The organism is Dermabacter sp. (assembly GCF_032550575.1).
In the GTDB taxonomy this organism is placed as follows: Bacteria; Actinomycetota; Actinomycetes; order Actinomycetales; family Dermabacteraceae; genus Dermabacter; species Dermabacter hominis.
The window spans coordinates 11,831-31,223 of record NZ_JAWFZC010000006.1 but is presented as its reverse complement, the minus strand read 5'-3'; the positions used below and the strand labels follow the sequence as shown (position 1 = coordinate 31,223).

At 62.6% G+C, this 19,393-nt stretch carries 14 protein-coding genes and 2 pseudogenes; 10 read left to right on the top strand and 6 right to left on the bottom strand.

Annotated features, from left to right (window positions below):
* Window positions 1-80 precede the first annotated feature (80 nt).
* Complete coding sequence (locus E6X30_RS08005; RefSeq protein WP_016663386.1) at window positions 81-2,318, top strand: sialidase family protein; 2,238 nt, start codon at window positions 81-83, stop codon at window positions 2,316-2,318.
* A 55-nt stretch (window positions 2,319-2,373) separates the two neighbouring features.
* Here the strand turns inward: E6X30_RS08005 and E6X30_RS08000 are convergent, their stop codons facing one another.
* The 4 genes from E6X30_RS08000 to E6X30_RS07985 form a co-directional block, all read right to left on the bottom strand.
* A complete protein-coding gene (locus E6X30_RS08000) occupies window positions 2,374-3,213 on the bottom strand; it encodes an ABC transporter ATP-binding protein (RefSeq protein WP_016663385.1) in 840 nt (279 codons plus the stop codon).
* The gene (locus E6X30_RS07995; RefSeq protein WP_016663384.1) at window positions 3,210-5,258 is read right to left on the bottom strand and encodes a dipeptide/oligopeptide/nickel ABC transporter permease/ATP-binding protein; all 2,049 of its coding nucleotides are present in this window, start codon (window positions 5,256-5,258) and stop codon (window positions 3,210-3,212) included. Before E6X30_RS07995 ends, E6X30_RS08000 begins: the two co-directional genes overlap by 4 nt.
* The gene (locus tag E6X30_RS07990; RefSeq protein ID WP_016663383.1) at window positions 5,258-6,223 is read right to left on the bottom strand and encodes an ABC transporter permease; all 966 of its coding nucleotides are present in this window, start codon (window positions 6,221-6,223) and stop codon (window positions 5,258-5,260) included. Before E6X30_RS07990 ends, E6X30_RS07995 begins: the two co-directional genes overlap by 1 nt.
* A 100-nt stretch (window positions 6,224-6,323) precedes the next feature.
* Window positions 6,324-7,943, bottom strand: coding sequence for an ABC transporter substrate-binding protein (locus E6X30_RS07985; protein WP_016663382.1), 1,620 nt, complete (start codon window positions 7,941-7,943; stop codon window positions 6,324-6,326).
* A 153-nt stretch (window positions 7,944-8,096) separates the two neighbouring features.
* On the opposite strand from E6X30_RS07985, the gene E6X30_RS07980 reads away from it, so the two are divergent.
* Window positions 8,097-8,840 (top strand): FadR/GntR family transcriptional regulator, encoded by a 744-nt coding sequence (locus E6X30_RS07980; RefSeq protein ID WP_016663381.1) that lies wholly within the window; start codon window positions 8,097-8,099, stop codon window positions 8,838-8,840.
* Here the strand turns inward: E6X30_RS07980 and E6X30_RS07975 are convergent.
* A complete protein-coding gene (locus E6X30_RS07975) occupies window positions 8,837-10,483 on the bottom strand; it encodes an ABC transporter substrate-binding protein (RefSeq protein ID WP_016663380.1) in 1,647 nt (548 codons plus the stop codon). The genes E6X30_RS07980 and E6X30_RS07975 overlap by 4 nt on opposite strands.
* Window positions 10,484-10,655: 172 nt before the next feature.
* Between E6X30_RS07975 and E6X30_RS07970 the strand changes: the two genes are divergently transcribed.
* From E6X30_RS07970 to E6X30_RS07945, 6 genes are all read left to right on the top strand, one after another.
* The gene (locus E6X30_RS07970; protein ID WP_016663379.1) at window positions 10,656-11,144 is read left to right on the top strand and encodes a flavin reductase family protein; all 489 of its coding nucleotides are present in this window, start codon (window positions 10,656-10,658) and stop codon (window positions 11,142-11,144) included.
* A 154-nt stretch (window positions 11,145-11,298) separates the two neighbouring features.
* Window positions 11,299-13,044 (top strand): hypothetical protein, encoded by a 1,746-nt coding sequence (locus E6X30_RS07965; protein WP_016663378.1) that lies wholly within the window; start codon window positions 11,299-11,301, stop codon window positions 13,042-13,044.
* A 26-nt stretch (window positions 13,045-13,070) separates the two neighbouring features.
* A complete protein-coding gene (locus E6X30_RS07960) occupies window positions 13,071-14,390 on the top strand; it encodes a uracil-xanthine permease family protein (protein WP_016663377.1) in 1,320 nt (439 codons plus the stop codon).
* Window positions 14,387-14,638 (top strand): hypothetical protein, encoded by a 252-nt coding sequence (locus E6X30_RS07955; RefSeq protein ID WP_016663376.1) that lies wholly within the window; start codon window positions 14,387-14,389, stop codon window positions 14,636-14,638. The genes E6X30_RS07960 and E6X30_RS07955 overlap by 4 nt, the downstream gene beginning before the upstream one ends.
* A gap of 9 nt (window positions 14,639-14,647) precedes the next feature.
* The gene (locus tag E6X30_RS07950) at window positions 14,648-15,472 is read left to right on the top strand and encodes a DUF5926 family protein (protein WP_016663375.1); all 825 of its coding nucleotides are present in this window, start codon (window positions 14,648-14,650) and stop codon (window positions 15,470-15,472) included.
* A complete protein-coding gene (locus E6X30_RS07945; protein ID WP_016663374.1) occupies window positions 15,469-16,431 on the top strand; it encodes a glycosyltransferase in 963 nt (320 codons plus the stop codon). Before E6X30_RS07950 ends, E6X30_RS07945 begins: the two co-directional genes overlap by 4 nt.
* Here E6X30_RS07945 and E6X30_RS07940 read toward each other — a convergent pair.
* A complete protein-coding gene (locus E6X30_RS07940) occupies window positions 16,376-18,412 on the bottom strand; it encodes a hypothetical protein (RefSeq protein ID WP_016663373.1) in 2,037 nt (678 codons plus the stop codon). The genes E6X30_RS07945 and E6X30_RS07940 overlap by 56 nt on opposite strands.
* Between E6X30_RS07940 and pheA the strand changes: the two are divergent.
* Together pheA and E6X30_RS10355 are read left to right on the top strand one after the other, a co-directional pair.
* Window positions 18,368-19,282 (top strand): annotated as a pseudogene (gene pheA, locus E6X30_RS07935) (prephenate dehydratase); the annotation flags it as partial. The gene E6X30_RS07940 and the pseudogene pheA overlap by 45 nt on opposite strands.
* Window positions 19,256-19,393, top strand: a pseudogene (locus E6X30_RS10355) (prephenate dehydratase); the annotation flags it as partial. The pseudogenes pheA and E6X30_RS10355, both read left to right, overlap by 27 nt.

Genomic DNA, 19,393 nt, shown 5'->3' with positions numbered 1-19,393 from the left:
TGTTCGGGAGCTGTGCGCGACGTCACTCCGATGAGTTTCGTGATGATTAGCGGGCGACTAGTGAAAAATGGAGAAAAGACATGGAAACGGTGCCTCGTTCGCACGTGAAAGAGGTAATGCTCCAGGATGCATCAAGCCTCCACTTCGCATTTGTTTCACACGGAAGTGGGACGCTTCTAGTGCGCGAATCGAAAAATTCTCGACTGGAAATATCAATCCGCAACTCTCGCCTCGTGGTAGACATTTCCCGCGACGGTGCAAGACGAACCCTCGATGCCGAGGACGCCGACCACGTTGACGACGGCGAGATGCATACCTTGTCGCTCACTCGAAGCGCGAATGGAACGAATCTCTACCTCGACGGATACCAAGTCTTTTGCTCCACCTCGACGCTTGCGTGGCCCGAGTCTAGCGAGGGCGAAACTCTGATCAATCAGCTCGGTGATCCACGTATAGAAGGTATGCTCGACCTCCCTCGAGAACTTGAAGCCCGCGAAATTCTCGCGAAAGCGATAGCTGTTCAACCATTCGTGGAGTTCGCTGCCTCTCGCCTTTCTAACCGGGATGCTAAACGGGTAGGAAAACTTTCTAAAGGCTCAATTCGCGTACGATTTCGTGTTCGTGGTAGGCATCAAGCTGGAACTATTCTTGAAGCCAGAGGAAGTAATGGAAAACTCGCCCTTTCGATCGAACGCGGAAACATTGTGTACCGCGTGATCGAGGCGGAAGAGACTCTGTGCGAACTCGAGGCGTACGGTCAATGGGACGACGGCAACTGGCACGAACTCGTCGTCACAACCGGCTACGGTGCAAGCACCCTCTACGTCGATGGCTACGAGGTCGCGAGAAGCGCGGGCGTGTGCTTCTTCAGTGACGTCGATGGAGTCGATCGCATCTCCGTGGGACAGGACCTCGACGGTGCGCGGCTCTTCGGTGAGGCGCAAACCGCGATGATCTACGCACGCATACTTTCCGATAATCACATCAAGCATCTTTGCGGTATTGAGCCGCTGCACACGAAAGCGCTTTTCGATCTCGGATATGAGGATGCTCAAAGTTACCGAATCCCCGCCCTGCTCACTACGCATCGAGGGACTCTTATCGCGGGAGCCGACCAGCGCATCAGCATCCCGAACGACAGCCCGAATCACATAAACTTCGTCATTCGGCGCAGCACCGATGGTGGCCGCACCTGGGGACCGCTGCGCACGATCGTGCGCTCCATTGGAGCGGGTTTAAAGGGAGCCTCTGCAACCGACCCCGTCCTCGTCCAACACCGCGAGAGTGGGCGCATCATCGCGCTCTTTGATCATTTCCCGGGGGCGATTGGTCAGCTGAATGCGATTGCTGGTACCGGCTACACCCCCGAGGGAAAGCGGATTTTGCTCGACTCTGAGGGGGAGCAGTACGTCGCTGGCAGCGATGGCACGGTTCGTTCGGCTTCGGGATCTCCCACGGATTTCATGCTCGATTCTGATGGTTGCCTGCGTGATGGCGCGGCCCAGCTCGGGCACGTCGAAACCGCTCGAGATGAACTCACCGCTCCGCCCCTCACAGTCATGCCCACGAGTTACCTGTGGATGGTGGTAAGCGACGACGACGGAGAGACGTGGAGTGAACCCATCGATCTGAATCCTCAGGTCAAGGAGCCGTGGATGCCGTTCCTTGGGGCTTCACCCGGGACCGGTGTATGCGTGGAAAACGGGCCTTATTCCGGGCGGCTCGTGATGCCCGTGTACTACAGCGATACATCCGGGTCCTCCTTTGCGTGTGCGGCCCTTCTGAGTGATGATGCGGGCCACACCTGGCGCCTCGGTGGCTCTCCAAATGACTCTCGCGAGTGGCGTGGGTGTGACGAGGCATCGCTCTATGAGTCGAGCATCGTGGAAGTGGAAGGAGGCGAGCTTGTCGTGTTTGCACGCAATCAACACCCCTCCGGGAACGTTGCGGTGTCACGTAGCACTGACGGTGGCGAGACCTGGTCGAGTGTCTCGTATGATCCGCAGCTTACGGAGATCTTTAGCCAACCGAACGCTGTGCGAATCGACATGGACGGTCGAGAGGCAGTGGTGTTCGCCAATGCCAGTGCTCTTTTGCCCTTTCGCGGCTGCGGCACTCTCAGGCTTAGCATGGACGGCGCGCGCACATGGCCCCACAATCGCGTCTTCAATCCCCGCCACTACGTCTATCAATCGATGACTCAGCTGCCGAACGGCAACATTGGGCTGCTGTGGGAGCGCGAGTGGCACGGTCTCTTCTTCACGGAGATTCCGCTGACGTGGCTTACCGGCTCGCAAAGCACCCGCGTAGAGGCGTAGGACACACGTGGAGGCGGGAGCGATGGGCTCCCGCCTCCACGTGTGGTGTCGAGCGTTATAAGAGTGCGGGCGCCGCTGCGAGAAGGGTCTGAGTGTATGGATCCGTGGCATTGCGGAACACTTCTTCGCTCGGACCCGACTCAACGATCTTGCCGCGATTCATTACGATGAGCGTGTCGGAAACGAACCGCACCGTATTGATGTCGTGGGAAATGAACACGAGTCCAAGCCCGAGTTCCTTTTTAAGGTCGGTCAGGAGGTTGAGCACCTGCGCGCGTACCGACACGTCGAGGGCCGAAGTCGGCTCATCCGCGATGACGATGTCTGGCTCGAGCGCGAGAGCGCGCGCGATAGCGACGCGCTGTCGCTGACCACCCGAGATTTGCCGCGGCAAAACCGACAGTGCAGATTGCGGAAGGCCCACGAGGCGCACGAGCTCCTTGACCATCGCCAGGCGCTGCCGTTCCGTGCCGATACCATGCACGCGAAGTGGATCCATCAGGGTGTCCTGAACGATCATGCGTGGGTTGAGCGCTGTAGACGGATCCTGGAACACGACCGAGATTGCTCGACCACGTTCACGCCGCGCCGAGCGACTGCGCCGCAGATCGTTCCCCTTGAAGAACACTTTTCCACTCGTAGGCTGCTGGAGCCCCAACATCACGTTCGCAAGAGTCGATTTGCCAGAGCCGGATTCACCGACAATGCCGATGACTTCGCCGCGGCGCACCTGGACGCTGATTCCGTCGACCGCGCGAATTGTGTCGGGTTTGAGGATTGATCCCGTGCGCAGCGTGTGCACGACGTGGATGTCCTGGAGGTCGAGGACGGGCGGGTCGTTTGGGTCGTGTATGGAACTTTCGCGACCCGTGTGTGATGTGATGCTGTGACTCATTCCTGATCACCCCTGTGTGCGCTCGTTGCCGCATCCCGCGCAGGGCGGGCGGCGACGATAGATTCGGGAAGCCCCACGGTGGAAGCGACGCGATGTGTGGTACCGGGAACGTCCCACAGTCGTGGTTTCTCCGCGAGACCAATTTCCGGGGTCGAGGACCGCGGCGCGAAGCGGTCACCCGCGACGAACTCGCGCGGGGAGGGAACAGTGCCCTGGACCTGGTGGAGCCGTTCGGCCCCAGCTTCGATCGAGAGTACTGAACCGAGGAGGCCCTGCGTGTACTCATGTCGAGGATCTGTCAGCACCTCGGTCGTGGTGCCTTGCTCGACAACCTGACCTGCGTACATCACCGTGATCTTGTGCGCGAGCTGGGCGACGAGCGCGAGATCGTGGCTCACGAATAGCATGGCGAAACCGAGTTCCTCGCGCAGATGATTGAGGAGCTCAACGACCTGCTTTTGGACGGTCACGTCGAGCGCCGTCGTGGGCTCGTCGGCGATCACGAGTTTGGGGTCGCGCGTAAGGGCCATCGCGATGAGCACGCGCTGGCGTTGGCCGCCCGAAAGCTCGTGTGGGTAGCTCTTGAGTATGCGCTTTGGGTCGAGCCCGACGAGCTCAAGGAGCTCCTCGGCACTGCGTGTCCCGCCACGCTTGGTGAGCTGCGCCATCTGGCTCTTGATGAGCATAGACGGATTGAGCGAGCTGAGTGCGTCTTGATAGATCATCGCCATCTCACGTCCACGCATCTCGTTGAGTTGGCGCGTATTCATGTCGAGTAGGTTCTTCCCCTCGAGCGTCGCGGTGCCTCGAACATTGGCAGTCTTGGGCAGAAGGCCCATGATCGCCATCGACGTGACGGACTTGCCGGAGCCCGATTCGCCGACGAGCCCCATGGTTTCACCGGGACGGATGGTGAAATTCACTCCGTCAACGATGTCGACGTCGCCGTGAGCGTTCGGGAATGAGACGCGAAGATTGCGGACATCGAGGAGTGGTGCCGCTTCTGGGTCACCCTCGTAAATGAGACGATCATTGCGCTCGCGCTCTTTGATATGGAGCTTGTTAAGCGACTCCAGGAGCCTCGCGCGCGCCTTCGCAGGATCGATGAGGCCGAGCGTGTTGAGGCTTGCCTCGGGTGCTTCCTGTGCCTTCTTTTCGTCGGCCGCGACGTCGACGATCGTCTTTACGCGCGGTGAGGCGAAGGCGTCGGTCATCCCTTCCGAAAGAATGTTGAGGCTCAGGACTGTAATAAGGATCATGAGGCCTGGGAAGAAGGTGGGCCACCAGTACCCCGACAACAGGAGCTGCTTTCCTTGCGCAAGGATATTGCCCCACGACGGGTTCGGCGGTTGCACGCCCGCGTTGATGAAGCTCAGCGAAGCCTCGAGCACAATCGCATCGGCGACCAGGACTGTCGCGAACACGAGAATCGGGGCGAGGCAGTTGCGGGCGACGTGCTTGACAAGAATCCAGGGGATTCCGGCACCCATAACTTTCGAAGCATTCACGTAGTCTTCGCCAAACTGCGAAAGCACGTTGGCGCGCACGACTCGCGAGAGCTGCGGGACGTAGAGGAAGCCAATCGCCATGATGAGTACTGGCAAGGAGTTGCCAAACGCGGCAACGAAAACTGCGGCAAGCGCGATACCCGGAATGGACATGACGACGTCGAGGCAGCGCATGAGGATTTCGGAGGCCCATTTGTGGGCTGTTGCCGCAAATGACCCGAGTACAGCCGCGATGAGGAGGGCGAGCGCCGTTGCGCTCAAACCGATGATGAGGGAGGAACGAGCGCCATACACGACCCTCGCGAACACGTCTCGCCCGATCTGGTCGGTTCCGAAGAAGTGCTCGCCGCTCGGTGGCTTCACGGGCATGCCAGTCGCGAGTGGGTCGTGCGTTGTGATCACCGGGGCGAGGATCGCCGCGAGGATCAGGATCGCGAGAAAGACCGCCGCGAGGACGTTCATGGGGTTGAGGCCCCTGAGCGCTTTGAGGGTGCCGCCCGAGGAGCGCTGGAGTTTTGCGTCAAGATTTGGTCGCATTAGATGCTCCTAATCCGCGGGTTGATGAGCACGTAAAGGATGTCGACGAGCAAGTTGATGACGATGAATGCGATGGCCACGGTGAGTGTGACGCCCTGCACGAGATACACGTCGTTGCGCTGGATACCGTCGAGAATGAGCTTGCCCATTGCCTGAATGTTGAAGATGATCTCGATGATGACCGCACCACCCATGAGGTAGCCGACGCGAAGACCGAGCACTGTCACGGGTGTGATGAGCGCATTGCGAAGCACGTTTCGAGAGATCACGATCGGGTAGGGGATGCCGGCGCCGATCGCAGTGCGCACGTAGTCGCGGTCGAGTTCTTCCACCATCGAGGTACGAACGACGCGAGTGAGCGATCCTGCAACGGGAATAGCTCCCGCGATCGCGGGGAGCGTCATGTTCAGAAGATATTGCTGCGGGTCGTCAGCGAAGGATGTCCAGCCCGAGACAAGCGCAGGGAAGAAGCCCCAGCCGCCAGGAATGTCGCCGAGCCATTGAATAAGGAGAATCGCCAGCCAGAAACTCGGGGTAGCAAGCGAGGCAATCGAAAGCACGCGGATGATCTGGTCAACGAAGGTGTCGCGATAGAGCGCAGCGAGGACGCCCAGTGTGAACGAAAGGATGACCGCGATGATAAGGCTGAGGAAGGTCAGTTCTAGGGTTCGTGGGAAGGCCTGCGCCACCATTTCGGTCACGGGAACACCGCCCGAAGAGGTGCCGAGATCCCCGGTGAAAAGCCCGCCGAGGAATGAGAAGAACCGCACGAGAAGCGGATCATTGAGGCCGTGTAGCTCGCGGTAGTTGTTGAGGGCTTCGGCCGAGGCGGCTTCGCCGAGTGCGAGCCGTGCCGGGTCTACGTTGGAAAAGCTCATCACGATGAAAACGAGCAGAGCGACCCCAACGACCATGAAGGGCAGGGAGATGAGCCTTCGGCCAATGAGTCTTGCGAATTGAGCCATGCGACTTTGTCCTTAGAAATGAGCGCCATTGCTGGCGCGTGGGCCGGGAGACGAGGTGGAGTGGGAACACCTCGCCTCCCGGCGAGAGTGGGGACCTCGGTTAGAGAGTCGTGCCGACGTTGACGAAGCTCAGGCCCGTGAGTGAAATCGGCTTGAAGTCGATGAGGGTCTCAGCGTTGTACGCGGTCGGGGTCTTGCGGTGGAACAGCGGGTAAAGCGGAACCTCGTTCGAGATGAGATCGAAAGCGGCGTGCCACGCTTCGAGTTGAGCGGCCTCTTCAGTCGCCTGGATGCCTTTATCGAGCAGCTCCTGGAGTTGGTTGTAAGCCTCGCTACCCTTCCAGTGCATGCGAGAATCCGTCCACGTGTCACCCGCGTACCACCAGCGCATGAGCAAGTCAGCATCGGAGCCGAAAACCGACGGGTCGCCGGGGGCGATTACGACGTCGTAGGCTTCCGGTTTACCGTCGATCGTCGTGTATACCTCGGCCGACTGCTTTTGCTCGAAGTGCACGGTGACGCCGGTTGCCTTGAGAGATTCCTGAATGATGGGTGTCACCTGCTGGACCCAGTCGTGGTCGGTGCACAGCATGCGGAACTCTGTGAGACCGGTTTCCCCAAAGAGTTTCTTAGCCATGTCGGCATCGTGCGAGTAGACGGTCGCGGCCTCCTTGTAAGCCGGATTCTCCTTGTCCACGAAGCACGTGGCAGCGGTCGCCTGCCCAGCGAGGGCCGTCTCGATGACCTTGTCCATGTCGATCGCGTAGAGGAACGCCTGGCGGTTCTTGACATTAGCGAAGGGGTTGCCTTCGGTGTTGTTGAACATCGCGAAAAGAAGACCGAAACCCTGTACGGAGTCGACGGTTGCGACGGACTTGAGAGCATCGATCGAGAGGTAGGGAACCGAGTCGATCGCCTGCACATCACCTGACTGGAGCGAGTTAGTACGAGTCGCAGCGTCGGGGATGACCTGCCATTCCATCGTCTTCGCGCGCGCCGGCTTCTGCCCGGTGTAGTCATCGTTACGCTCGAACTTCACGATCTTTGAAGCAGCACCGTTATCGATCATCTTCCACGCACCCGTGCCAATGGGGTTTGCGTCAAATGCGGCGGCGTCCTTTTCGACGGCGGCCTTCGGGACGATCTTGACGACAGCAAGGCGCTCGGCAAGTGGGCCAACGGGATGCTTGAGTGCGATGCTTACCCCGTTGTCACCATTCTCCTTGACCGAGTCAATGAAGGAAATGAACTGCGAGTAGAGCGAGTTATTGGCAGGGTCGAGGACGCGTTCAAAGGAGAATACGACGTCCGCGGGGGTTACGGGGGAGCCGTCATGGAACTTAGCGTCCTTGCGGAGCTCAATATCAACGGTCGTATTGTCGCCCTTCGGGAGCTCAGACGCGAGTGCTGGATAAACCTCGCCTGTTGCAGGGTCGAGTTCCGTGAGGCCTTCGAGGGTGTGCCAATTGACCGCGATTGTGAGTGCTGAGGTCGTGGTCATGGGGTCATAGCCGTTGGTTCCGAGCTCGTAGGAGATCGAGGCCTTGATCGTGCCGTCCGCGTTAGCCTTGCCGGCACTGGCGCCTGACCCTCCGGAGCCGCCGGACTTTTTGTCCGAGGGGGCGCACGCAGTGATGGCGGCGACCAGACCCGCGGCGCTTGCCGTGAGGGCGCCGGTCTTAAGAACTGAGCGGCGAGAGACAGTGCGTGAGTTGCTCACTTTTGCTCCTTTGCAAAGGGGGTGAGGGGATACTTCCCCGTACGGAGACATCAGACGTCTGATGACTGCTGTTAGCATATGGGGAGTCCCGAGACTTTGTCAACGTCGCTGAGATAGCGATACTGGAGGCTCGGAGCACGAGAAAGGTAGATCGTGGTCGAAGTACCCAAGGCACGCGAACTCGATGGTGGCGCACAGCCAAGCAAGCGCCGCACCGCAGGTAATGCAACGGTGGATGCGATCAAGGATTACATTCTTGAACACCGCTTGCATCCGGGAGATCCGCTCCCCACGGAAGCGGTGCTACAAGAGATTCTCGGCGTCTCCCGTTCGAGCGTGCGCGAGGCTCTCCGCACTCTCCAATCTCTCGATATCGTCTCGATTCAGCACGGACGCGGCATGAGCGTGGGAGGTCTGTCTTTCTCCCCCATGATCGAGGCTGTACTTTTTCGCGCGCGTCTCAATGCCAAAGATGATCTGAGCACGCTGCGTGAAGTGGTCGAGGTGCGCATGGCACTCGACCTCTCACTCACAGATGAGCTGATCTCGGCCTACCGCGGTTCTTCGCAGCCGAAGCTCCGTCAACACGTCGAGAACATGCGTGAATGCGTCGCGGCGGGGGAGGGCTTCGCCCCATGCGACGAAGCGTTCCACTCCGACCTGCTTGCGGTGACAAGCAACCACATGATGCAACAGCTCGGTATGGCATTTTGGCGGATCCACACCGCCGCCGTCCCCGCGGCGGGCCTCCCGCAAGCGCGAGACATTAGCGACACCGTGAATGCCCACGACGCCATCATTGACGCGCTTGTCGCGGGTGATCCCGCGGCTTATCGTGAGGCTGTCGTCGAACACTATCGCCCGCTTAGGCGCCTCCTCGAAGTCGCCGCCGACTAGCGCTTCTTCTCCATCTGCGACGGCGGGGTCGCCGTCGCAGCGATGAAGCCCAGGGCGTTTGTGTCGGGAAGGTCGGCAACCTTGGAGGTGTCGATTGCGCTTAGCGCGCGCAGCCACATGAGTGGGTACAGGGGAAGTTCTGTGGCAATCCGATCCATCAGTTTTTGCCATGCGCGCTGGAGGTCCTCACCCATGAGGTCGAGGCGCGCGCTGCGGTCGAGCACGTCGCGGATCTCGGCGAGAAGTTCGCTTTCGCCGAGGTGCAATCGAGAATCAGCCCAGAAAGGTGAAGCGTAGAGGGAGCGAAGAAGCGTGTCGGGATGAAAGCCCGTGAATGCTGGATCCAGGCACACGAGGGCGGCGTCCCAGCCGTCGGAATCTTCCTCCATGCGCTTCACGGCATCCCACCAGGGAAGTATCTCGAGCTCGGCCTCGAGCCCGACCTCCTTGAGATTGCCCTTGAGGAACTCGGCGACGGCGCGGGTCCAGGGCTCGTTGCTCGCGAGCAAGCGAATCGTGCTGATCTCCGCGCGCGCAAAGAGGTCGCGCGCTTCCTCCGGGGCATAGGTGTAGACGCTCCTGGAGGCGTTGAAGCCGGGGGTTCCGGGGTACATGGGGCTCTTGACCGGATCGACGTATGTGGCGAAGACCTGCTTTGCGCATCCTTGATAGTCGAAGGCCTTCATAAAGCCGCGTCGAGCTTCGAGTGTGGAAAACGCCCGGCCCTCATCATGATTGAACATCGCGTACACCGCGGCTTTGCTCTTCTGGGAGCCGAGGTGGAGCGTGCTGTTCTTGGCCCGGGAGCTTTTCGCTAGTTCGCGGTATTTCGCTGGGGGCACGGGAAGTGCCACCTGCATGCTGCCGTCCATGACCGCGTCAGCGATCGCGGATTCGCTGTGCTCGACGTGCCAGGTCATGGTTTCGTAGAGCGCCGGGAACACTCCCGAGTACTGGTCGAATGCTTCAAAAGCTAGTGTTTGGCTCGCGGCGTCGCGCTCCTTGATGCGCCATGGCCCGGTGCCATTGGGATGGTCGAGGAGCGAGGCGGGGTCGGTGCCCTCGGGGATAATTTTGACGAGGGAGAGGCGCTCGTTGATCTCGGGCGTGGAGTACTTGAGGCGGAGCTGGACGATATTGTCGGCCACCTGGACGGCGTGGTCGAAGAAGTCGAGAAGCTCGCGGTTGGGGAATTTGTTTTTTTCGTCGAGTGCGGCCTCGAAAGAGTAGATGACGTCGGCGGGGGTTACGGGCATGCCGTCGTGAAAGATCGCGCCGTCGCGAAGGGACACATCGATGACGGCGTCGGCGGGATTGAAGAGCTTTTGCGAGAGGCCCGGCTGCGTTGTGCCGGTCGTCGGATCCATGATGGACAAGCCCTCGTACACGTGCCACAGCGCAGCGGTGTTCTGAAGGGAGCGCGTCGTGAACGGGCTGAGGCCGTCACTTCCGAGCGGCGCGCTGAGAATAACGTCGAGGTGCCCTGTGGGGACGGGGAGGTTGAACTGCTCCGCGACCGAGAGGTGGTCCGCGTCCGGTGAGCTTTGGCAGCCCGCGGCGGTAGTTGCGAGGGCAAGAGCGCTGAGAGAGGCGCCTGCCGTAAGAAAGGCGCGCCGGCTGGTGGTGCGTGCGGGTCCGGTCATGGTCTCCAGAGTAATAGGTGCGCAGAGTCGGTTGTGGAGGTGCGGGTGTGGTGTGTGACGTGGCGAGAGGAGTCACGGGTGTTTGGGGAGCGCGGGCGATACGCTCACACGTAGATGCGGGGTCCGACGCTGCCCGCACACCATCGCGACCGAGGGATCTGAGGAGGCGGCCATGAGCGCAGGCGAAGTGGATGTCGAGAGCTATCGGCGACTGAGCGAGGACATCGCCTCGGCGATCGCGCTCCTGAGCGCGCGCGTGGGGCGCTGGGATCTCGTCACCCCGATCGACTCGTTCCTTGATGTGTCGTATGACCCTCCCACGATGGTGGTGAGTCTCTATTCCCTCTCGCGGGCGGCGGAGGCTCTTGAACAGACGGGTACGTGTGCGCTGAGCGTCCTTGGCGATCAACAGCAGGGTCTCGCCGAGCGGTTTAGCGAGCCCGGCCTTCCGCTGCAGGGGATGCTCGAGTCGGTTGCGCACACGCGTGACGGGGTGGGCAACGCCCTCATCGAGGGATCGCTCGCGACCTTTAGTCTCGAGGTCGAGTCGTCGCACGAAGCTGCGACCCACACGCTCTTTGTGTGCCGCGTGCGTGAGGTGCACCAGGGGCCTGCGCGTTCGCCGCTTGTGAGATTTTCGAAGCGATATGCGAGTCTGTAGGGCGTCAAAGAGATTCGCGACACGCTCGGCGTAGGCGGCGCGCAGATCCACCCCTTCACCTCTACAATGTTCGCGATACGCGCGCGTTTGTGCCGTGCCGCCTTCTCGGCGCTTCCCTGCACCGGCGTGCCGCGCGACACTAATGAGGGAGCCCATGGCGAAGGATCAGGTGCCGGAAAACAGCGACGATCGAGTCCAGGCGGGAACCGACCCCGCTGAGGGCTGGATTTTTGTTCCCGAACCGGGCACGCTCCCCACCGAAAAGCTCCCCGATAGCGAGGATTTCGAGCGCTTCAGGATGCAGCGCGCGAACCTCGAGGGGGAGGCCGAGCACTATTTCGCGCCAGGCCTCGCGCCGCACGAGCCCGCGACCGAGACCGCGGAGATCGCGCTTCCACCCGCGCCGGCCCCTCACGCGTACGCGCGCTCGGGCGCAACCCCCTCGGCCGCGCCGAAACCCCGCTCCATGCAGCTTCCGCCGCAATTCAGCGACTTGAGCGGTTGGGATGCACTGCGCGACATCATCGCAGTTCTCGCATTCGGCTCGAGCTTCACGACGACGTATACGCACGCCCCCGATGCGCTGCCCGGGTGGATCCCTGCCCTCGCCGGGGGCATTGGTATTGCGGCAATCCTCGCGGTGTATCTCCTGCGGTGGGTGCCCGCTTACATGAAGGATCCGAAGCCCCGGGGGCCGGAGCACTTTTCCTACCTCGGCGTCGTGCGGAAGGTCGGCATGCTTCCCGCGTTCGCGGCGTCGATTGGGGTGCTCGGCTACGACCTTGTCGCGTCCATCCCCGACCTCCTTACACCGCTTCCCGAAGGGCCGCGCGTGGGCGTCGGCGTCTCCGTTGCGCTGCTTCTCTTTGGAGCAGTGATGGGCTCCGAGCGGCGCGGCTTCGAGGGGTATGTTCCCGGCGCCGCAGCGAAAGCGCGCGCAGGTCGATGGATACTCGTGCTTCGCGTGCTTCTGCTCGTGAGCTTTGCTCTGTCTCTCGTCATGGTTGTCGGTAAAGCCGTCAACGGTGATCCGGCGTTCGCACTCGTGACTCTTTCGAACTCCCTCGGCTCGCTCGCGCTTGGGCTTTTCATCGCTAATCCGAAGCTCAACGAGCAGCCCTCGTGGTACGTGTTCCTCGTGGGGGCTACTGCGGCCATGGTCGTCGGCGCAGCGGCCGACAACTCGCTGCGGCTCGAGTATGCCGCACCGGGAAGCTTCTCGACCTCGTACGTGTGGCTTCCGTTCGCGTTCGCGGCATTCGGCCTGCTTCTCTCGCGCTCCTACGTGCGCTCGAGCACGCACAACTTCAAACGCGTCGATTGGCTCATGTACGCGGCGCGCACTTTCGAGTTTTCGCGCACCATGCACGGTGTGGCTTTCGCGGCAGTGCTCGTCTACTTCGCGGCGATTCTCGTGGGCTACGACGCGCGAGGTGGTTCGGGCCTCGTGATCCTCCAACTTCTCCTCGTGGCTCTTCTCGCGCTCCTGTCTCACTTCGGCCGCAAGGCCCTCGTGCGAAAGAACGCGGTCAAGGCGCGCGGTCACGCCGTATCGATCGGCGCGGCTCTCACGCTGCTCGGCTTCCTCGGTGTCATCGTGTTCTCGGTCGTCACTGGCGCCGCTGCCGGCCTTACGAACGGCGGACTCGGCCTCGTCGCGGGCATCACCGCTGCCTTGATGATCACCGTCCCCGCGCCCGTGCGTGACGAACATGGCGTTCCGGATCTCGAACGCACGTTCGTCGAGTTCCGTGCGCGCATCAACGGCGCAGCTGGCGCGACAGCCTTCCTTCCCGATGTGTCCGAAGCCCGGCGTCGGACACACCGTTTCCCCTCGAGCGTTTCCCCCGAGGCGCTTTCGCCGGCCACCCCTGATCCCGACCCCGCCAAGGAGTCGTAACCCCTATCCCCAAAAGAAAGGCCGCCATGCCACTGTGGAAAATTCATGGAAATGGGCTCACCGTTGAGCCAGGAAAAGTCGTTCTTCCTTCCGAACGGCTCGCATGGCCGGTCACGATTGGGATCGGCGCCCAGCACGTCATTGCGATGTTCGGCGCAACATTTCTCGTCCCGCTCCTGACGAAGTTCCCCCCATCGACGACGCTCCTCTTTTCGGGCCTCGGCACGATCCTGTTCCTCGTCATTACACGTAATCGAGTCCCCAGCTATCTAGGAAGCTCGTTCGCGTTCATCGCCCCGATTGTGGCGGCTACAAAGGCTCACGACATGGGCACTGCGCTCGGCGCCGTGCTTCTCACGGGCCTCGCGCTCGCCCTCGTCGGAGTGATCGTGCAGTTCGTCGGCACACGGTGGATCGCCGTGCTCATGCCGCCCGTCGTCATGGGTGCCATCGTCGCCCTGATCGGTTTCAACCTCGCGCCCACGGCCTACAAAAACTTCCAGCAGTCGGCCCTTACCGCGACGGTGACGCTTTTCGCGGTCGTCCTGTGCACGGCGCTTTTCAAGGGCATCCTCGGGCGCGTCTCCGTTCTCCTCGGCGTTCTCGTGGGCTACCTGTTTGCCCTCGCGCGCGGCGAAGTTGACCTCACTGCCTTCTATAAGGCGCCGTGGATCGGCCTTCCCGAGTTCCACCACCCGCACTTTGATCTCTCGGTTCTTCCGATGTTTCTTCCGGTGGTCCTCGTCCTCATTGCGGAGAACGTGGGGCATGTGACGTCGGTGGGGTCGATGACCGGCGAGGATCTCGACCACATGGTGGGCCGCACACTCTTCTCTGATGGCATCGCGACGGCCCTCTCGGCGACGTTCGGTGGTTCGCCCACAACCACCTACGGCGAGAACATCGGCGTCATGAGCGCAACTCGCGTCTACTCGACTGCTGCCTACTGGGTTGCCGGTATTGCCGCGATCGCCCTGTCGATGTCGCCGAAGATCGGCCAGCTCATCTTCTCGATCCCGGCTGGGGTGCTCGGTGGCGTGACCTTCGTGCTCTACGGCCTCATCGGCATCGTGGGCGTGCGCATGTGGGTCGACGGACGGGTTGATTTCTCTCGGCCTCGCAACCAGATGACGGCGGGCGTCGCCCTCGTCGTGGGCATCGCGAACGTGACGTGGACGTTCGGCCCCAAGGACGCCGGCATCACCTTCAACGGCATTGCGCTCGGCACCCTTGCGGCGCTCGTGATCTACCACCTCATGACGGTAATTGGGAAGGTCACGGGCACCGAGGTTGCGGAGGATTCCGACGCTCGCTCAGCGACAGCGGAAGCCACCTCTACGCGATGACTGCCGAGCAACCGTCCAAGAGAGTGCGTACGGGCTGGGCGCCGATCCTCACCTCGGGGACTCGCGTGACGGCCCGCTACGCGCTTGACCCGCGGACCCATGAGGGGCGCGAGAAGGTCGCAGATGCCCTCGGCTACGTTGTTGAAACAGACGAGGAAACGGTCACTATCCACACGAAACGTGGATACGCGAGGATTCCTCGCGTGTTGATCGTGGCCGTTCGGGAGGTTCCCCCGCCGCCTCGCTAGACTTGGGCCATGACTTCTAGCACTACTCTCGTTCGCCGTCCGTTTGAAGGCCTCATCGCCGAACACGATCTCGTGGCGATGCGCCAACTCATCCCATCGGCGACCCTCGAGGCGAAGATTGCCCCCGAGTTTGGCGGTGGCGATGCCGTGATCGCCACGATCCTCCCCATGAACTGGGCGGCGATCAAGCGCGATAACGGCACCGTCATGCTCGGCATGCAAGCGAGCGTTCCCGGTAATGACACTTCGCGCGGTCTCGGCGCAGCGCTCAAGCAAGCGCTTGATTCGGAGCCCGGAACGTCAGTGACGACCGTGAAGGTTGCGGAGGATTCACCGCGGCTTCAGGACATCCTCGTCATTGAGGAGGGCTACACGGTCGACGTGCACGACTCGTTCGAGTACTGGCTCGGTGCCGGTGCGGAGCGCACCGAGCAGATCGAGCAGGGCCTCGAGCAGGCCAACGAGGCGATCATGCCGACGGCGGCCGTCGGCGGGCTGCCGCACGCGTATTGGGTCGATGCAGGCCCCAAGGAGCATCTGCGCTGGGTTCTCGACGAAAGCGAAGACCGCGTGATCGACGCGGTTGCGCGCCTGCACGCGAAGCGTCAGTCGGGTATCGCCGAGGGCACGCGCTACGTGGGCTCGTTCCGTGCTGATGGCCTCACGATTCCCGTATGGGACCTGCCGAAGGGCTTCGGCGTCGAGGGCGTGGAAAATGAGGTTCCCGAGTTCCTCAAGCGTTTCGAAGCGGCGCTTTCGAGCGAGGAGCCGTTTACGGCTCTCGAGCGTCGCGCGCGCGGCGGAATTGTCGCACGTGAGGTGACCCTGCGATGAGCAGCGTCGACGCCGCGCAGATGGGAGGTGCGCGACCCACGCGGGTCGCGGTTGTCATCCCCGCGAAAGACGAGGCTGAACGCATCGAACGGACCGTTGCCGCCTCGTTCACGATCCGCGGCGTCGACCTCGTTGTCGTTGTCGATGATGGCTCATCCGATGCCACGGCGGCTCTTGCGAAGGGCGCCGGTGCGGTAGTGGTGCGTCACCGCACCAATCGCGGCAAGGCGGCAGCGATGGCGACCGGTGCGCGGGTCGTGCACATGCGCGAGGAGACCGAGCACGCTGAACGGCTCAACGCCGCAGCAATCCCCAGCCAGGCGGTTGAGCCGCCACGCGCGCTTCTCTTTATCGATGCCGACATGCAGGATTCGGCCTCAGGTGCGCAACCTCTCGTCGAGGCGGTCCTTGAGGACGGCGTGGATATGGCGATCGCGACGCTCCCCGCGCAAGAGGGCGCAGCTGGCATGGGCTTCGTGGTGAAAACGGCCCGCAACGGAATCCGCAAGGCCACCGGGTTCGAGACCGTACAGCCTCTCAGCGGAACGCGCTGTATCACGCGCGAAACCTGGGATGCCGTGCAGCCTCTCGCCGCTGGGTGGGGCGTGGAAACCGGCCTGACGATTGACGCGCTTCACCAGGGGTTTTGGGTCAAGGAGATCCCTGCCGACCTCACGCATCGCGCTACCGGCAAGGATCTGCGCTCGCAGCTTCATCGCGCAAACCAGCTGAAGGACGTCATGCGCGCGCTCTCGAAGCGGCGGTCTCTTTCGCCGAATGATCCGCTTGGCGAGGACGGTGAGGTGCGGACGCTCACGGGTGATCGCACCGAGGCGCCTGAGTTCGTGGAGAACCCTCCCGTGAAGCACTTCGCGGTACCGTCCCTCGAGAAGAACGCGCAGGTTAAAGCTCCTTCGGAGGAGCCGGTGGATGAGCCTCGCGAGGAGCCCGAGCAGTAAGTGCCGCGCGAGCCGCAAGGCTGAGTGCGAGGCCCACGACGTAGGCGAGGCCCACGAGAACGAGACCGGTGTCGTTCGTGAACGCCCCGATCCACGCGCCAGCTATGGCTGCGAGGCGTATGGCATAGAGGTGGGGGAGTTCGTGCGCGAGGCGCCCCCGCCGCACCGCGCCGTAGGTGAGCGCGATGGTCACGAGCACCGGCGGGGCCATGAGAAGTGGCGAATAGAGCGTGAGCGGCTCGAGCATGCGCATCGTGCGATCCGAAAACACGGCCCAGAACTGTGAAGCGGCGCCCGCGAGCGATCCTGCGTCCACGAGCGTCGCGACGAACTCGCCGAGATGCGTGCGCGAGGAGGCGGGGCGCATGTAGTCGAGAGCGCCCGCGAGGGCAAACACCCCTGTTCCCGCCGCGAGTGCGGCGAGAATGTGCCACGGTCGCAGCCGGATCCCACTCAGGGCGAGGCAGGCCACGAGGGTCACCGGGGCGTAGATGAGGGCGCTTCCGGCGTCGGCCCCCATGCCCGGCGCGATCGAACAAAGCCCCACGATCAGGCCCGTCGCTGCCACGAGAGTGACGCGTGCCAATCCCGCTCGCCGGCCGGCTGTGAAGGTGGGAAGTGCGTGTATGAGCATGCCCACCCCGAGCGCCCATGCCGCGAGTGTGATTCCCGTGATGTGGTTGCTCAACCCGTAGAACCGTCCGCCGTAAATCGGTTGATTTCCGAGTAGCGAGGTGAAGCTCGCGTGCGAGCCGAGCGCGGCGTCGAGGAGGATCGCGCCGGCCGTCATGAGAGCCGCGAGTGCGGGGGTGAGGAGCCGGCGACTGCGGTCGGGGAGCGCCGAGGCGAGTAGGCGTACGCCGAAAGTGAGGCCTGCGCCGAGCGCAGCTGTGCCGATGATCGTCCACGCCGCGATCGCGAGAAGAGGATGAATGCCGAGGTTAACGAGGGTGCTGAGCGGCAGGATGCTCGAGGTGTAGCCCACGGGGATCGCGAGGATACTGACGTTCGCGACAGTTCGCGCCGCCGGGACATGCCGCGCGAGGGCACCCGCGATCAGCAAGACCGCGACGATCGCGCCGAGCAGAGGGGCGAGGGAATCCTCGGTGGTGCGGGACGCGAACGTGACCTCGCGGGCGTGCGCGAGCTGAGTGCCTTTGGTGGTGGGGGTTCCGACAGCGGCTCGGCCGATACCGAGCTGCTCCGTGCCGGTGAAGCTTGCCGCGAGGTCGAGATTCATGACGACGCCGACCTGGCGCGTCGACGGGCTCGTGAGAAACGCCGGACCCCAGCGCGAATCGATGTACACCTGAAGGTTGAGCGGTGTGGGAAGCGCGTCGTAGCCGCGCGTATGCTCCACCTCGTACGTGTCCGCGGGGGAGGGTTTGAGGGAGCCGACGCTTGCGAGTGCCACTCCGCGCTCGCCACAATCACCCGCGTACTTCGCGAACGCTGCATCGATGTCGCGAACACTTCGTTCGTGCTCGAGCCTACTCACTCCTCGACCGGTTGCGACGTCGCCGAGATCGACGAGAGAGATGCCGACTTCGGCGAGGGCGGAGGTGGCGTCGGACAGCTCGACTTCTCCCGGTGTGCCGCTCGCCCCGTTGGTGCTCGCGTGCGTCAGTGCCGGTGTGCGCGTGCCCGTGGCGAGAGTAGCGAGTCCCTGACGTTTCGTGGGCATGACCGATTCGCTCGAGAGGGCGAGCCCTGCCGTGCCGGAATTCTCGGCAAAACACCACAGGGTCGGGGTGTCCTCTTTCGTGATGTCATTCCACGTGAGGCCGCTTGTCACGAACACCGTGTGGACCGCACCCTCGGGGGGTGCCGCGTCCTTGCGAAGACTTCCCCAGTGGAGGGAAGGGGCAAGGATGAGTGCAGCGAGGAGCGCGAGGCACGCGCCCACAATGGCCGCGCCCGCGAGGCGCTCACGCGTATGAGAGGTGTCGTGCATGGACTCAAGCGTAGCGATCGCGCACATGCCCGTACTCTTAGTGACATGCGATATGGATTCCTCGGCCCCGAGACAACTTTCACCCATCAGGCACTCCTCCAAGCGCTCATGGGTCCGCTGCCGGTGCGACCCGACGATGGGGAGCACACGCTCGTGCCCTACCGAAGCGTCGCCGAAGCGATCGGCGATCTCGTTGCCGGCGACGTCGACGCAATGATGGCCCCGATCGAGAACTCAGTCGAGGGAGGGGTCTCAGGCACTCTCGATGTGCTCGCCGCAACCGGTGGCATCACGATCGTGGCCGAGCAGATAGTTCCCATCACCTTTGTGCTTGCGACGCGCGTGCCGTCGAGCCTCGACGCTCTTGAGGCCGTCTACTCTCACCCGCATGCGCAGGCCCAGTGCCAGGGGTTCGTGCGCGGCAAAATTCCCGGCGCATCGCCGCAGCCCGCGCTTTCGACCGCCGCTGCGGCCCGCGAGATCGCGGAGCTTGACGACGCAGATCCGCGTGCCCGCACCGCCGCGGCGATTTGCTCGCCGCTCGCCGCCGAACATTTTGGGCTGCACGTCGTCTCCGAGGGGATCGAGGATACGAAAGGTGCCGAAACCCGCTTTGTGCTCGTGGAGCGCGACGGTCTCATCCCCGCGCGCACGGGCGCGGACAAAACAACGATCGTCGCCCACCTCGCTCACGACCGCTCCGGCTCCCTCCTCGAGATGCTCGAGGTGCTCAGCTCCAACGGCGTTAACCTCTCCCGCATCGAATCAAGACCCATCGGTGACGCGCTCGGCCGCTACTCCTTCTCCCTCGACCTCGAGGGCCACATCGAGGACCGCCGAGTCGCCTCGGCACTGCGCGGCCTGCACCGCATCTGCTCGCGCATCGTGTTCCTCGGCTCCTACAGCCGGGCCGACGGTTCAGTGCCCTACGTCGTCGACCACAACACCGACACGGCATACGAGGAAGCCCGCAGCTTCGTTGCAGGCCTCGAGGCGCTCATCGCCCGA

Bases quoted from the DNA above. Each gene is read 5' to 3' on its own strand.
- E6X30_RS08005 (WP_016663386.1), top strand. From the start codon at position 81: ATGGAAACGGTGCCTCGTTCGCACGTGAAAGAGGTAATGCTCCAGGAT.
- E6X30_RS08000 (WP_016663385.1), bottom strand. From the start codon at position 3,213: ATGAGTCACAGCATCACATCACACACGGGTCGCGAAAGTTCCATACAC.
- E6X30_RS07995 (WP_016663384.1), bottom strand. From the start codon at position 5,258: ATGCGACCAAATCTTGACGCAAAACTCCAGCGCTCCTCGGGCGGCACC.
- E6X30_RS07990 (WP_016663383.1), bottom strand. From the start codon at position 6,223: ATGGCTCAATTCGCAAGACTCATTGGCCGAAGGCTCATCTCCCTGCCC.
- E6X30_RS07975 (WP_016663380.1), bottom strand. From the start codon at position 10,483: ATGACCGGACCCGCACGCACCACCAGCCGGCGCGCCTTTCTTACGGCA.
- E6X30_RS07970 (WP_016663379.1), top strand. From the start codon at position 10,656: ATGAGCGCAGGCGAAGTGGATGTCGAGAGCTATCGGCGACTGAGCGAG.
- E6X30_RS07965 (WP_016663378.1), top strand. From the start codon at position 11,299: ATGGCGAAGGATCAGGTGCCGGAAAACAGCGACGATCGAGTCCAGGCG.
- E6X30_RS07960 (WP_016663377.1), top strand. From the start codon at position 13,071: ATGCCACTGTGGAAAATTCATGGAAATGGGCTCACCGTTGAGCCAGGA.
- E6X30_RS07955 (WP_016663376.1), top strand. From the start codon at position 14,387: ATGACTGCCGAGCAACCGTCCAAGAGAGTGCGTACGGGCTGGGCGCCG.
- E6X30_RS07950 (WP_016663375.1), top strand. From the start codon at position 14,648: ATGACTTCTAGCACTACTCTCGTTCGCCGTCCGTTTGAAGGCCTCATC.
- E6X30_RS07945 (WP_016663374.1), top strand. From the start codon at position 15,469: ATGAGCAGCGTCGACGCCGCGCAGATGGGAGGTGCGCGACCCACGCGG.
- E6X30_RS07940 (WP_016663373.1), bottom strand. From the start codon at position 18,412: ATGTGCGCGATCGCTACGCTTGAGTCCATGCACGACACCTCTCATACG.